This is a genomic window from Sphingomonas trueperi (assembly GCF_040545665.1).
Classification (GTDB): Bacteria; Pseudomonadota; Alphaproteobacteria; order Sphingomonadales; family Sphingomonadaceae; genus Sphingomonas; species Sphingomonas trueperi_B.
Genome location: NZ_JBEPMH010000008.1, coordinates 1 through 13,750, shown reverse-complemented (window position 1 = coordinate 13,750; position 13,750 = coordinate 1). Strand labels below are relative to the sequence as shown.

Annotated in this window: 9 protein-coding genes; 5 read left to right on the top strand and 4 right to left on the bottom strand. The window is 68.7% G+C overall.

What is annotated here, in order from left to right; genetic code table 11:
* Window position 1 precedes the first annotated feature (1 nt).
* The 3 genes from ABIC65_RS20445 to ABIC65_RS20435 form a co-directional block, all read right to left on the bottom strand.
* Complete coding sequence (locus ABIC65_RS20445) at window positions 2-328, bottom strand: hypothetical protein (protein WP_354311215.1); 327 nt, start codon at window positions 326-328, stop codon at window positions 2-4.
* Between the two features lie 69 nt (window positions 329-397).
* Complete coding sequence (locus ABIC65_RS20440; protein WP_354311213.1) at window positions 398-3,592, bottom strand: helicase-related protein; 3,195 nt, start codon at window positions 3,590-3,592, stop codon at window positions 398-400.
* 108 nt (window positions 3,593-3,700) lie between these two features.
* Window positions 3,701-6,589 carry a TonB-dependent receptor domain-containing protein gene (locus ABIC65_RS20435; protein ID WP_354311211.1) on the bottom strand — a complete coding sequence of 963 codons (2,889 nt, stop codon included), beginning with the start codon at window positions 6,587-6,589 and terminating at the stop codon, window positions 3,701-3,703.
* 260 nt (window positions 6,590-6,849) lie between these two features.
* On the opposite strand from ABIC65_RS20435, the gene ABIC65_RS20430 reads away from it, so the two are divergent.
* The 3 genes from ABIC65_RS20430 to ABIC65_RS20420 are packed head-to-tail and all read left to right on the top strand — an operon-like array spanning window position 6,850 to window position 10,215.
* A complete protein-coding gene (locus ABIC65_RS20430) occupies window positions 6,850-7,773 on the top strand; it encodes a dihydrodipicolinate synthase family protein (RefSeq protein ID WP_354311209.1) in 924 nt (307 codons plus the stop codon).
* Between the two features lie 9 nt (window positions 7,774-7,782).
* Window positions 7,783-8,781: a 4-hydroxyproline epimerase gene (locus ABIC65_RS20425; RefSeq protein WP_354311208.1), complete on the top strand. Its 999-nt coding sequence runs from the start codon at window positions 7,783-7,785 to the stop codon at window positions 8,779-8,781.
* Window positions 8,782-8,808: 27 nt separating this feature from the next.
* Window positions 8,809-10,215: an amino acid permease gene (locus tag ABIC65_RS20420; RefSeq protein WP_354311207.1), complete on the top strand. Its 1,407-nt coding sequence runs from the start codon at window positions 8,809-8,811 to the stop codon at window positions 10,213-10,215.
* 3 nt (window positions 10,216-10,218) lie between these two features.
* Here the strand turns inward: ABIC65_RS20420 and ABIC65_RS20415 are convergent, their stop codons facing one another.
* Entirely contained in the window at window positions 10,219-10,863 is a 645-nt protein-coding gene (locus ABIC65_RS20415; protein WP_354311205.1) for a GntR family transcriptional regulator, read from the bottom strand.
* A 128-nt stretch (window positions 10,864-10,991) separates the two neighbouring features.
* Here ABIC65_RS20415 and ABIC65_RS20410 point away from each other — a divergent pair, with 128 nt between their 5' ends.
* Together ABIC65_RS20410 and ABIC65_RS20405 are read left to right on the top strand one after the other, a co-directional pair.
* A complete protein-coding gene (locus ABIC65_RS20410) occupies window positions 10,992-12,218 on the top strand; it encodes an NAD(P)/FAD-dependent oxidoreductase (RefSeq protein WP_354311204.1) in 1,227 nt (408 codons plus the stop codon).
* A 12-nt stretch (window positions 12,219-12,230) separates the two neighbouring features.
* Complete coding sequence (locus tag ABIC65_RS20405) at window positions 12,231-13,415, top strand: M24 family metallopeptidase (RefSeq protein ID WP_354311202.1); 1,185 nt, start codon at window positions 12,231-12,233, stop codon at window positions 13,413-13,415.
* Window positions 13,416-13,750 lie beyond the last annotated feature (335 nt).

The following is a 13,750-nucleotide window of genomic DNA, read 5'->3' as shown; positions in this document are numbered from 1 at the left end:
GTCAATCGGCCCGAGCCATCCGCCGCGACGCCAGCACCAGGTTGATCCGACTCGTCGAGCGATCCTCGACGCAGTCCTTCAGCACGCGCCGCGAGGGCACCCCGTCCGCGACGCACTGCTCGGCGACGCCGCAGGGGATCGCATCGAGATCGCTATGCCCCGAGCCGCGGAGAATACGGCAACTGCGCAGATGCAGGCCACCCTCGCGCTTGTCGGTCTTCAGGTCGACCTTGATCATGCGCAGTTGGCGCGAGACGACGATGATCTCCTCCTCGGCGTTGAACGCCGGGCTGGTCTGGAGCATCATCAGCAGGATGGGCAGAATCATGGCGCCATTCCTCTCCGGGTTTTGTTTTCTTCGGCGAGCCTAGGCCGGGGGAGGGGACAGCACAATGCGTCAATCGCCCGCCATCGTCTCCAGCAGCGTTTCGATCCGGGCCAGCCGCGCGGCGGGATCGTCGATCCGTTCGGCGAGCAGCAGCCGGTCGCCCTTCGCGGTGAGGCCCGCCACGTCCGCATCCCCGGTGAAATCGGGGCGCGGGGTGAACGCGATCGCGGCAGGACCGGCGTCGATCCGGGCAATGCCCAGCGCCAATGCCTGGGCGCGCACGCGGGCGACCGCGAGCAAGGTGGTGGCAGCGTCGGGCAGGGCGCCGAACCGATCTTCCAGCTCGGCCTCCAGTGCGTCGACGATGCCGCCATCCTCGGCACGGGCGAGACGGACGTAGAAGCCGACCCGCAGTTCCTCGTCGGGAATCCACGCCTCGGGGAGACAGCCCTGCAGCCCCAGATGCAGCTCGGGCGTCCAGCGTTCGACCATTTCGCCGCGTGCAGTGCGCAGCGCGCCCTCGAGCAGATGCTGGTAGAGATCGACGCCGATCAGCTTCATATGCCCCGCCTGCGCCTCGCCGAGCAGGTCGCCGGCACCCCGCATGTCGAGATCCTGCGCGCTGATCGCGAAGCCCGCGCCGAGCCGGTCGAACGCCTCCAGCGTGCGGAGCCTCTTCAGGGTACGCGCGCCGATCGGCTTGTCGGATTCGGTGAGCAGCAGCACCTGCCCGCGCCGGCTGCCGCGCCCCACCCGGCCGCGCAGCTGGTGGAGCTGGCTGAGGCCGAAACGGTCGGCGCGGTAGAGTATCATGGTGTTGGCGCGCGGCACGTCGAGCCCGGCCTCGATGATGTTGGTCGCGAGCAGCACGTCGCCGTCGCCGCGGCCGAAGCGCACCATCGCCTCGTCGATCTCGGCGGCGGGCATCTTGCCATGCGCCTGGAGCAGCTCCAGCTCGGGCACCAGCCGCGCGATCCTGGCAGCGAGCGGGCCCATGTCCTCGATCCGCGGCACGACGACGAAGCTCTGGCCGCCCCGGCTGCGCTCGCGGAGCAGCGCCGCGCGCACCATGGCCTCGTCGAACATGCCGACGGCGGTGCGGATCGGCTGGCGGCGGGCAGGGGGCGTCGCGATCACCGAGAGGTGCTGGATGCCGACCAGCGCGGCCTGCAGCGTGCGGGGGATCGGCGTCGCGCTCAGGGTCAGCACATGCCCCGCGCCGAGCGCACGCAGCTTCGCCTTGTCCGCGGCGCCGAAGCGCTGCTCCTCGTCGATGATGACGAGCGCGAGCTTGTCGTACGCCACGCCCTTGCCGGCCACCGCGCCAGTGCCGATCACCACCTGGATCGATCCGTCGGCGAGGCCCGCCTTGACCCGCTTCTTCTCGGCCGCGCTCGACAGCCGCGAAAGTCCGGCGACTGCGATGCCGGTGCCCTCGAAGCGTTCGGTGAAGGTCTCGAGATGCTGGCGGGCGAGGACGGTCGTGGGGGCGGCGACCGCGACCTGATGGCCGGCGAGCGCCGCCAGGGCGGCGGCCCGCAGCGCGACTTCGGTCTTCCCGAAGCCGACATCGCCGATCACGAGCCGATCCATCGGCGCGCCGGCCGCAAGGTCGCTGCGTACCGCCTCGATCGCACGCGCCTGATCGCGCGTTTCGGTATAGGCAAATCCTGCGACGAACCGCTCATATGTCGATATATCGGGAGAAAGAACCGGAGCGGTTCGCGCCATCCGTTCTTCGGCGAGGGCGATCATCCCCCGCGCGGTCTCTGCGATGGCGAGGTCGATCGCGCCGCGCCGCTTCTGCCAGCTGGAGCCGTCGAGCTTGTCGAGCGCCACCGCATCGGCATCGCCGCCATAGCGCCACAGCCGATCGGCCTCGGCAACGGGCACCAGCCGCACGCCGCCATTGGCATAGGTGAGCGCGATCGCATCGCCGCCCGCCTCGGCTTCTCCCGGCATCGGCGCGAGGCCGGTGACTTCGGCGATGCCATGATCCTCGTGGACGACGAGGTCGCCGAGCCGGATCTCGGTCTGGCCGAACAGCGTGGGATCGGTCGCGCCGGTCTGCGCGGTTTCGCGCTCGGCACGGCTGCCGAGCAGGTCGGCGGCGGCGACGGCGAGGATGCCCTCGCGCCGGAACCCGCGGTCGACGGGCGCTTCCAGCAGCGCGATGGTGCCCGCTGGCGCACCTTGCAGCGCTGCCCAGCTCGGGACGTCCTGCAACGCGGTCTTCAGCACGCCCGCGATGCGGCTGCGCAGGAAGCGCAGATCGCGGGCGCTGCCGAGCACGACCAGCCGGTCCTCCGCCGCAATGCAATCGCGCGCGGCACGGGCGAAGGCGCGGAGCGGCGCGCGGCCCTCGATGAAGCGGGGCGGGGGATCGCCGACGGCGGCGAGCGCCAGCGGCGGATGCTCCTTCGCCGCGGCACGCCACGGCTTGTCGTCCAGCACGTCGCGCAGCGCGCGGCTCGGCCGGCGGCGCTGCGAGTCCGCGGCGAGCGCGAGGAAGCGCTTGCGCCGGTCCTCCGCCGCGGGCTCGATCGCCAGCAGCGCGTGCGGAAGATGCGCGGTGAGCGGCACGGCATCCTTGCCGAGCGGCGGCTCGGAAACGCGGCCCAGTTCCTGCGCCGCGCAGTCGCCGGTGGTGCGCTGGGTGCCGGGATCATAGCTGCGCAGCGACAGGACCACGCCGTCGGCGACTTCGATCCGGCGCGGTTCCTCTGCATCGGCGGGATAGACGTCGAGTACCTGGCCGCGCAGCGCGACTTCGCCCGGCTCGTCGACGCGCTCATCCTCGACATAGCCTGCCTCGACCAGCGTTTCGAACAACGCGGCCAGATCGATTGGCGCGCCGGTCGCGATTCGCGGCGGGGCGGCTTCGAAGGCCTGCGGCGGGGGGTAGAGGCGGGCCAGCGCCTCGCCGGTGGTGATGCAGGCGATCCGCGGTCGCTCGGGCTCGGCCTGGGCGAGGCGCAGGCGGCGGAGCGCAGCGACGCGCTCGCCGACATTGGCGGGGGAGGCGGGGGCGGCATCACCGGGCAGCGCGTCGCTGCCGGGGCAGAAGACCACGCACGCCTCGGGCGCCAGCGCGGCCAGCGCATGTGCGACCGCGATGGCGCGGGGTTCGTCGGCGGCGGCGAAGAACAGGTCGGCCGAGGCGAGGGCCTCCGCCAGCAGCGCGGCGGTCTCGCCGGTCGCGAGGGCAGGGGCGGCCTTGCTGGGCGCGATCGCGCGGGCAACGGGATCGCGGGAAGAAGCCATGCGGGAAAAGCCTTTGGAACGAGCGAGCTACCGCTAACGAGCAGGCAACGCCGCCGTTCCAGAAGGCAGGGGTGGGGCCGGTGGAGGAACGCCGGCCCCGGGGAGAGCTCAGAAGGTCAGCGTCGCGCCCATGAACAGGGTGCGGCCCATCGGATCGTACACGCCCGGATAGGTATTGCCGTTGCCGAAGCTCGCCAGCACGCCCGAGGCGATCGCCGGCGGCGACTTGTCGGTCAGGTTGTTGATGCCCATGCGGAACTGCAGCTGCTTGGCGGGCACCACGGTCGCGGCAAGGTCGAAATACTCATAGGCCGGGATCGTCGCGTTGATGATGCTGATCGGGCCTGCCTGCGACAGGAAGGCGTTCGACGACGAGGTCGACAGCGCGGTCTTGGCGAAGTGGCGCCAGGCGAGCGACAGTGTCGCCTTCTCGCTGGGGACGGTCCAGGTCAGGCGCGCGACATGGCGCCAGGTCGGGTTGGGCTGGCCGCAGCTATAGCCGTAATAGCCCTTGCAATCGTAGCTGCCCAGGCCGGGCAACGGCTCCTTGACCTGCTTTTCGAGCCAGGTCCCGACGATGTTGGCGTCGAGCTTGCCCAGCTGGCCGATCCGCGTCGCATACGCCGCGGCGACGTCGATACCTGCGGTGAGCAGATAGCCGGTGTTGAGCGTACTGCCGACGACATAGCCGTTGGTGCCGAACAGCGCGCCCGAGCGCGGATCGCGGTGGAACAACCCGCAATAATAGGGATCGCCGGTGCTGGTGCACTGGCTGACCACGAGCGACGGGTCGATCGAGCTGATATAGCCCTTCACCTTGATGTGGTAGTAATCGACAGAGAGCGAGAAGCCGCGCAGCTGCTTGGGCGTCAGCACCACGCCGAAGGTGTAGGTATCGCCCACCTCGGGCTTCACCGCCGGATTGCCGCCATAGGATTGCGAGCAGGTATCCGCCGGGCACTGGATGATGTGGCCGTATTGCGCGTCGCTGACGCCGGTCAGCTTGCAGGCAGCGAGAGAAGCGTCGGGCGTGGCGCCGGCGCAAGGGTCGGTCAGCGAGACGTTGCCGATGCCGCGCGCGCCGAACAGCTCGCTGATGTTGGGGGCGCGGATCGCGCGGTTGTAGCTGGCGCGGAAGCGGGCGCCGTCGATCGGCGACCAGGTCAGCTCCGCCTTGTAGGTCCAGGCCTTGTAGTGCGATTCGGTCGCCGTCGATCCCTGGCGGTTGGTATAGTCCGAATAGCGCAGGCCGCCGTTCACCGTCAGGTCGTGGATGAAGGGCACGTTCTCGACCAGCGGCAGTTCCAGCTCGCCGTACGCTTCGTTGACGGTGATCGAGCCGTCGGCATCGGCGCTGCCGCCCTGCTTGGCGACGTCGTCGGCGGTGAAGTTGAGCGTCTCGCGGCGGCGTTCGACGCCGACGGCTAGGCCCGCACCGCGCGTCGCCCAGGGGCTCTGGATGCCGAAGGTGCCGAGGTCGCCGTTGACCGAGCCCGAAAACACCTCGAGCGTGTTGCGCGAGGCGGTGCTCGACGGGCTGAACAGGTAGCGCGCCTGATCGGTGGTGATGCCGTCGGCGCGGAAGATGTCGATCGGCACGCAGGCCGGATCGTTGCCATCGATCTTCGAGCGGCAGGTCGGCGTGCCGTTCACCGACACGACGTCGAGCGCGCGCTGCGCCTTCACATTGTCGACGTTGTTGAGATAGGTCTCGTTGTAGCGCGACAGCGAATAGAGATAGCCCACGTCGTAGCTGAAGCCGTGGCCGAGATCGCCCTTCACGCCGCCGTTATAGCGATAATCCTGATGGCGCAGATCGTCGCGGCGCGAATAGGCGCCGTTGAGGCGGTAGCCGATCAGCGAATCGATCGTCGCGGACGTGCCGGCGGCCGGGCCGCAGAGCGCCGCCTGCTGGCCCGCGCTCATCAGCGGGTTGTTGCAGGGCAGGGTGAAGGTGGTGCCGAGGAACAGCGCGGAGGGCGCGACCTGCGAGAAGGTGTGGTCCTTCATCCACATGAAGCTGCCATAGAGCTTCGCCGCCGGCGCGATCTCGAACGAGGCGGTGCCGCCGCCGGTATAGCGCTCGTCAGAGCGCTGGATGTAGTTGGTCGGCGAATAGTTGTACGCGTAGCTGGCGTCGTAGGGCACCCAGCTCTTGGAGCCGTCGCGCGCGTTGGTGAGGTAGCCCAGGTCCTTGCTCGGGCCGTCCAGCGGCGCGAAGGTGCCATAGGTGGTGTTGGACGATCCGCCGCATACCAGCGCGCTGGCACCGTTGGCATTGAGCGCGCAGGACGAATAGTCGCGCGTCGCCTGCAGCACCGGGTCGGTGTGGCGATAGCCGCCATAGACGGTGACGTTGCCGCGGCCGTCCGCGAAATTCTTGCCGAACGCGCCGTTGATGTCCTGCTTGGCGCCGTCGAACACGTTGCGCGGGGCGAGCTGGTAGCCCTTGTCCGAGACGAGGCCGCGGACATAGGCATTGTCGTTGGTGTGCTGCGCGACGCTGGTCTGCGCATCGAGCCGCAGCCCGTCGAGATGGTCGCGCAGGATGAAGTTGACCACGCCCGACATTGCATCCGAGCCATAGACCGCAGAGGCGCCGCCGGTGACGACGTCGACGCGCTCGATCAGCGCGGTCGGCACGAAGTTGATGTCGGTCGCCTGCGAGGAGAGGATGCGCTGGCCGTTGATCAGCGTCAGCACCCGGTTCGAGCCGAGGTTGCGCAGGTTGATCTGCGCCGATCCGTCCGATCCGTTGGAGACATTCTCGTTGCCGTCGGCGGTGAATTGCGGCAGCCGCGCGAGCATCGTCTCGGCATTGACCGCGCCTTGGTAGCGCACTTCCTGCGCATCGACGCTGGTCAGCGGGCTGTTGCTCTCCAGGTCGGGGCGCCGGATGCGCGTGCCGGTGACGGTGATTTCCGTACGATCGCTGTCGCCCCCCGCCGTACCGCCTTCCGTCTCCTGCGCATATGCCGCGCTGGAAACCAATGCCATGGCAAGCGCACCAAGCGCCGCCCCCGTCCGAATTGTAAGAAAATTACGCATGCGCCGCGCACCCCGTTTTTTGAGTCGCACATATGCAACATGAGAAGCATGATTCAGTCAAATAAATTATACGATATCGTAACGCTTCGTTTCGGCGCGCGGTTACCCCTTTCGGGAATCGCGAAATTATGCGTTGGTGCATGGCAGCCTTGCGCATCCGCCGCATACGGTATACGAAATCGACCAACCCAGTGGAGGATCGTGTTCTTATGACTGCAGCCAAGACGCTCTGGACCGGCGTCTATCCCGCGGCGACGACCCAGTTCGCCGAGGATCTCTCGATCGATCTCGACGCCACCCAGCGCACCCAGACCGCGCTGGTCGATGACGGCGTCGACGGCCTTATCCTGCTCGGCACCTGCGGCGAGAACAATTCGCTCGAGGCGGACGAGAAGCGCGTCGTGCTCCAGGCCGGCGTCGAGGCGGTGGGCGGCCGCGTGCCGCTGGTCGCCGGCGTGTCCGAATTCACCACCGCGCGCGCGATCCAGTACGCCCGTGATGCCGAGAAGGTCGGCGTCGACGCGCTGATGCTGCTGCCGGCGATGGTCTATGTGCCGACCGCCGAGGAGCTCGAGGCCCATTTTCGCGCGGTGGCCGAGGCGACCTCGCTGCCGATCATGCTCTACAACAACCCGCCAGCCTATCGCGTGTCGATCGACACCGCGACGCTGGATCGCCTCACGGATGTGAAGAACATCGTGGCGGTCAAGGAAAGCGCGCCCGATCCGCGCCGCTTCACCGATCTCTTCAACCGCTATGGCGATCGCTACACACTGATGGCGGGCCTGGACGATGTCGCGCTGGAAGGCATGTTCCTCGGCGCCTCGGGCTGGGTCTCGGGCCTGACCAGCGCCTTCCCGGAGGAGTCGGTGCGGCTGATCGCGGCGTTCAACGAAGGTCGCTACGACGAGGCCCGCGAGATCTATCGCTGGTTCATGCCGCTGCTCCATCTCGATGCCGAGCATGACCTGGTCCAGTCGATCAAGCTCGCCGAGCAGATCATGGGCCGCGGCAGCGAGCGCGTCCGCATGCCGCGCCTGCCGCTCTCGGGTGCCCGCCGCGCCCAGGTGATCGCCTGGGTCGAGGAAGCCGCCGCGACCCGCCCGAGCCAGCGCGCCGTCAAGGCAGCCTGAGGAAAACCCATGCGCCACACCTTCTTCTGCATCGACGGCCACACCGCGGGAAACCCGGTGCGGCTGGTCGCGGGCGGCGCACCGCTGCTCCGCGGCGGCGACATGCTGGCGCGGCGCGCGGACTTTCTCGAGCGGTTCGACTGGATCCGCACCGGCCTCTGCTTCGAGCCGCGCGGGCACGACATGATGTCGGGCGGGTTCCTCTACCCGCCCACCCGCGACGATAGTGATTGCGGCATCCTGTTCATCGAGACCTCGGGCTGCCTGCCGATGTGCGGGCACGGCACGATCGGCATGGTGACCTTCGGGCTCGAACATGGCCTGATCACCCCGCGCATGCCGGGGCAGCTGCGCATCGAAGTGCCGGCGGGGGTGATCGACATCACCTATGAGATGACGGGCGACCGGGTGCGCTGGGTGCGCATCCGCAACGTGCCCGCCTATGTCGCCGCGCGCGGCATCGAGATCGAGGTGCCGGGCTTCGGCCCGCTCCGCATCGATGTCTCCTATGGCGGCAATTACTATGCGATCATCGAACCGCAGGGGCCGTACACCGGCCTCGACGATCTCGGCGCCTCGCGCATCGTCGAACTGAGCCGCACGATCCGCGAGCTGGTGCGCGCGCAAGTAGAGCCGGTCCACCCGCTCGACGATCGCATCCGCGGCGTCAGCCACGTCCTTTGGGCGGACAAGCCCAAGGGGGAGGGGGCCGACGGCCGCAACGCCGTGTTCTACGGCGAGCGCGCGATCGATCGCAGCCCGTGCGGCACCGGCACCTCGGCGCGGCTCGCGCATCTGGAGCAGCAGGGCCGCTTGAGCGTCGGCGACCGCTTCGTCCATGAAAGCTATATCGGCAGCCGGTTCATCGGTCGGGTCGAGGAAGCGGTGATGGTGGGCGATCGCCCCGGCATCATCCCCTCGATCGAAGGCTCGGCGATCGCCACCGGCTTCAACACCATCTGGATCGACCGCGAGGACCCGTTCTGGGCCGGCTTCTCGGTCGTCTGAACACAATACGAAAGCATCGGGGGTTGCATGGGATTTTGGGGACCGATCAAGCCGATCGAACGCAGCACGGCTCCTAGCGCGCATCGGCTGCGCCCCACGCTTTCCTGGCCGCACCTGATCGCACTCGGGGTCGGCGCGATCGTCGGCACCGGCATCTATACGTTGACCGGCGTCGGCGCCGAGCGGGCAGGGCCCGCGGTGATCCTCGCCTTCGTCATCGCCGGCGCGGTGTGCGCCTGCGCCGCGCTCGCCTATGCCGAACTCGCGACGATGATCCCGGCGGCGGGCAGCGCCTATACCTACAGCTATTCGGTGCTGGGCGAGACGATCGCCTGGGTGGTCGGCTGGAGCCTGATCCTCGAATATTCGCTTGCCTGCTCGGCGGTGGCGGTGGGCTGGTCGGGCTATCTGGTCGGCTGGCTGCAATCGGCGGGCATCCATCTGCCCGCAGTGCTGCTCCAGGGACCGCATGCTGGAGGCATCGTCAACCTGCCGGCGGTGCTCGTGTCCTTCGCGATCGCCGGCATGCTGATGCTCGGCACCCGCGAGAGCGCGACGCTCAACATCGTGCTGGTGGTGATCAAGCTGGTGGCGCTCGCGGTGTTCGTGGCCTTGGCGCTGCCCGGCTTCGATGCGGCCAACTTCCATCCCTTCATGCCCTATGGCTTCGCAAGCCACGCAGACGGCAGCAGCACCCGCGGCGTGATGGCGGCCGCCGCGATCGTGTTCTTCGCCTTTTACGGCTTCGACGCCGTCGCCACCTCGGCCGAGGAAGCCAAGAACCCGGGTCGCGATCTGACCATCGGCATCGTCGGGTCGATGGCCTTGTGCACCACCATCTACATCCTCGTCGCGGTCGCGGCGGTCGGCGCGATGTCCTACACCACGCTCGGCAATTCACCCGAGCCGCTGGCGCTGGTGCTGCGCACGCTCGGCCATCCCTTCGCCGCCTGGGCGATCGCCGCCGCGGCGCTGATCGCGCTCCCGTCGGTGATCCTGGTGATGATGTACGGGCAGAGCCGCATCTTCTTCGTGATGGCGCGCGACGGGCTGCTGCCACGCGGCCTCGCCAAGGTTTCGCCGCGCACCGGCGCGCCGGTGCTGGTGACCGGCATCACCGGGCTGTTCGTCGCGGCCGTCGCGGGCTTCCTGCGGCTCGACGAGATTGCCGAGCTGGCCAATGCCGGCACGCTGATCGCGTTCATCGCGGTGGGCGTCTGCATGATGCTGCTCCGCCGCCGCGCGCCCGATGCGCCGCGCATCTTCCGTTGCCCGCAACCCTATTTGGTCGGCACGCTGGCGGTACTGGGCTGCCTCTACCTGCTCTTCTCGCTGCCCGAGAAGACGCTGGTGCGCTTCCTGATCTGGAACGTCGCCGGGCTCGCCGTCTATTTCCTCTACGGCCGCGCGCGCAGCGTGCTGGCGCGCGGCTGAGGCTCAGCCGTTCAGCTGGCGGCGGAGATCGGTAAGCGTGCCCTCGATATGCGCGCGGGCCAGCGCGCGGGTGCGATCGGCATCGCCGCTCTCCCACGCCGTCATCAGCTCGGCATGTTCGAGATGCGCGCGATCCTCGCGCCCGGCGGGTTCGAGATGCTTGTGGACATAGCGCTCGGCGAGGATCTGGAGCCGTTCGACCAGCTGCGTGGTGAGCAGCCGCCCGCCGGGGCGGACCATCGCGATGTGGAACTCACGGTTGTGCGCGGCGACCTCGTCGAGATGCTCGGCCGCTGCCACGTCGAGCGCCGCCAGCGCCTCGCGCGCCGCGGCGCGATCGGCATCGGTGGCGGAAAGCGCGCCGGCGGCGACCGCATCGGGCTCGATCGCCAAGCGGAGCGCGAAGATCTCCTCCGCCTCGCCAGACGACATCGCGCGGACGAAATAGCCGCGGTTCGCCTGGCCGACGAGCAGTCCTTCCTGCTCCAGCCGGGCCAGCGCCTCGCGCAAAGGGATCTTGCTCACGCCCAGCTGGTTGGCCAGCGCATCCTGGCGGATCGCCTGCTCTACCGGCAGCTTGCCGGAGACGATCTGCTCACGGACGATCGTGAAGATCTGTTCCGACAGCGTGCGGACGACGATACTCATGTCTTCGGTCTTTCCCTGGAATACCTGCCGCCGACACCAGGATTTCCCCGTCCTGAGGGCGCGGCTTGTGGCAGGCGAAACGCACAAATACGGTATACCTCTACCCTAAAATCGGCAAGGCGAAGTTGATGCAGCGCAATATCGTAGTGATCGGTGGGGGTGTCGTCGGGCTGTCGAGCGCGATCGCTCTAGCGCACGCGGGCTGGTCGGTGCGGCTGGTCGACGCCGATCCCGATCGCCGCGCGGCCTCCTGGGGCAATGCCGGCCACATCGCGATCGAGCAGGTCGCGCCGCTCGCCTCCTGGGCGACGGTGCGCAGCCTGCCGCGCCGGCGCTTCGGGGCAGGGGGGGCGGTGTCCTTGCCACCCTCGGCCTGGCGACACTGGCTGCCCTTCGGGCTGCGGCTGCTCGGCGCGGCGCGGCCGAGCGTCTTCGCGCGCGGGCAAGCGGCGCTGGGCGGGTTGCTCGCCGAGGCGATGCCCGCCTGGCAGCGGCTGAGCGCGAGCCTCGACACCCCCGATCTGCTGCGCGAGCAGGGGCATATCGTCGCCTGGAGCAGCCCCGCGTCGGTCGAGGCGGGGCGGCGCGCCTGGGCATCGGCGGACATCGGCACCGCTGCCTTTCGCGACGCGACCCCCGCCGAGCTGCTCCAGCTGCCGGGCAGGGCGATGGCGGGCGCGATTCGCTTCACCAACACCGCGCAGATCAATGATCTCGACGCGCTCGACCGAGCGTTGCGGGCGGCGCTGGCCGCCGCGGGCGGCACGATCTTGCAGGGGAGGGCGACGCTGAGCCTTGCGGGCGGCGAGGCGCGGCTGGCGATCGACGGTGCCCCCGTACCCGATGCGGACCAGCTGCTGGTCGCCGCCGGCGTCGCCTCGGGCCGGGTGCTGGCGCCGCTCGGCCACCGCGTGCCGATCATCGCCGAGCGCGGCTATCATCTCCGCGCGACCGACCATGACTGGCCCGCCGATCTGCCGCCCCTCGTGTTCGAGGATCACTCGATGATCGTCACCCGCTATGCCGGTTGCGTACAGGCGGCGAGCTTCGTCGAGTTCGCCGGCATCGACACGCCCCCCGACCCCGCGAAATGGTCGCGGCTCGAGGCGCATATCGCCGCGCTCGGCCTGCCGCTGCGCCCGCCCTTCACCCGCTGGACCGGCGCGCGTCCGACCCTGCCCGACTATCTCCCGGCGATCGGCCGCAGCCGCAAGGCGGGCAATCTGCTCTATGCCTTCGGCCATCAGCATCTCGGCCTCACCCTGGCGGCGATCACCGGCGAACGCGTCGCCGCGCTGGCAGAGGGCAGGGCGGCCGGCCTCGCCCCCTTCGATCTTCACCGCTTCCACGTATAAGGACGTCTCTCCATGACCATCGGCGGATCCACCGCGGAAAACGAACTCGCCGCGCTCGCGCCCTGGGCCGATCGCGCGCCGGCCATCACCCTTGCCGAGCGCCGCGACCGCCTCGCGCGCGTGCGCGACCGTATGGAAGCGATGGGCGCGCAGGCGCTGCTGGTGAATGCCGGCATGTCGCTGCGCTATTTCGCCGGCGTCCCCTGGGGCGCCACCGAGCGGCTCGTCGCAATGCTGCTGCCGCTCCACGGCGAGCCGATCATGATCTGCCCGCGCTTCGAACTCGGCTCGCTCACCGCCGACATGGCATATGATGCGGACATGCGGCTGTGGGAGGAGGACGAGGATCCCTTCGCGCTGGTCGCGGATGCGCTGGGCGGCGTCACCACGCTTGCGATCGATCCTGCGCTCCCCTTCCAGATGGCCGAACGCCTCCGCCGTGCCGCGCCGAGCGTGACCCTGGTCGACGGCGCGCCCGCGATCGACGGCTGCCGCATGCGCAAGTCGCCCGCCGAGATCGCGCTGATGCAGCAGGCGAAGAATATGACGCTGGCGGTCCACCACGCCGCTGCGCGCATCCTGGCGCCCGGCATCACCACCGGCGCGGTCAAGCGCTTCATCGACCAGGCGCATCGTGCGCTCGGTGCAGCGGGCTCGAGCTTCTGCATCGTCCAGTTCGGCCACGCGACCGCCTTCCCGCACGGCCTGCCCGGCGAACAGGCACTGGAGGAGGGCCAGCTCGTGCTGATCGACACCGGCTGCACCGTCGAAGGCTATCATTCCGACATCACCCGCACCTATGCCTTCGGCCGGGTGTCGGACGAGGAGCAGGCGATCTGGTCGCTGGAGAAGGAAGCCCAGGCCGCCGCCTTCGCCGCCGCGCAACCAGGGGTACCGTGCGAGCAGGTAGACGCAGCCGCGCGGGTGGTACTGGAGAAAGCAGGGCTGGGGCCGGACTATCGCCTGCCGGGACTGCCGCATCGCACCGGCCACGGCATCGGTCTGTCGATCCACGAGCCCGCCTATCTGGTGCGCGGGGACAGGACGCCGCTCGACACGGGCATGTGCTTCTCGAACGAACCGATGATCGTCATGCCCGATCGCTTCGGCATCCGCCTCGAGGACCATTTCTACATGGCGGAGTCGGGGCCGCGCTGGTTCACCGAGCCGCAAAAGGCGATCGACCGGCTCTCCTGAGCCCCGATTCTCGCATCGGGGGGCGTGATTCGGCCGCGATTCGGGGTGATTCGGCGCGCAAAGGTCATCAAATGGTCATGCCCGCCGGATTTTCCGACGCCCGAAAGTGGCGGTTTTCCGAGGGTTTTCGCAGTTCAAACAGGTCAACCGCCACAAAAGTGCAAAACGGTGTTGACGGGTGGGAACCTCCCGCATAGAAGCCACTCCACCGACGCGGTGCTCTTCAACGGAACGGCGCTTCGGTCACCGAAATTCAGGCGCAGCGGCCGCCCCGAGAAAAAGGGGAAAGGCGCAGCGTCGATTTTTGTCGCTCTTTGACATTGTTGGTTTAGATG

What these genes read in the sequence shown, in the direction of transcription:
- ABIC65_RS20430 (WP_354311209.1), top strand. Translation starts at nt 6,850, where the DNA reads ATGACTGCAGCCAAGACGCTCTGGACCGGCGTCTATCCCGCGGCGACG.
- ABIC65_RS20425 (WP_354311208.1), top strand. Translation starts at nt 7,783, where the DNA reads ATGCGCCACACCTTCTTCTGCATCGACGGCCACACCGCGGGAAACCCG.
- ABIC65_RS20435 (WP_354311211.1), bottom strand. Translation starts at nt 6,589, where the DNA reads ATGGCATTGGTTTCCAGCGCGGCATATGCGCAGGAGACGGAAGGCGGT.
- ABIC65_RS20410 (WP_354311204.1), top strand. Translation starts at nt 10,992, where the DNA reads ATGCAGCGCAATATCGTAGTGATCGGTGGGGGTGTCGTCGGGCTGTCG.
- ABIC65_RS20440 (WP_354311213.1), bottom strand. Translation starts at nt 3,592, where the DNA reads ATGGCTTCTTCCCGCGATCCCGTTGCCCGCGCGATCGCGCCCAGCAAG.
- ABIC65_RS20405 (WP_354311202.1), top strand. Translation starts at nt 12,231, where the DNA reads ATGACCATCGGCGGATCCACCGCGGAAAACGAACTCGCCGCGCTCGCG.
- ABIC65_RS20445 (WP_354311215.1), bottom strand. Translation starts at nt 328, where the DNA reads ATGATTCTGCCCATCCTGCTGATGATGCTCCAGACCAGCCCGGCGTTC.
- ABIC65_RS20420 (WP_354311207.1), top strand. Translation starts at nt 8,809, where the DNA reads ATGGGATTTTGGGGACCGATCAAGCCGATCGAACGCAGCACGGCTCCT.
- ABIC65_RS20415 (WP_354311205.1), bottom strand. Translation starts at nt 10,863, where the DNA reads ATGAGTATCGTCGTCCGCACGCTGTCGGAACAGATCTTCACGATCGTC.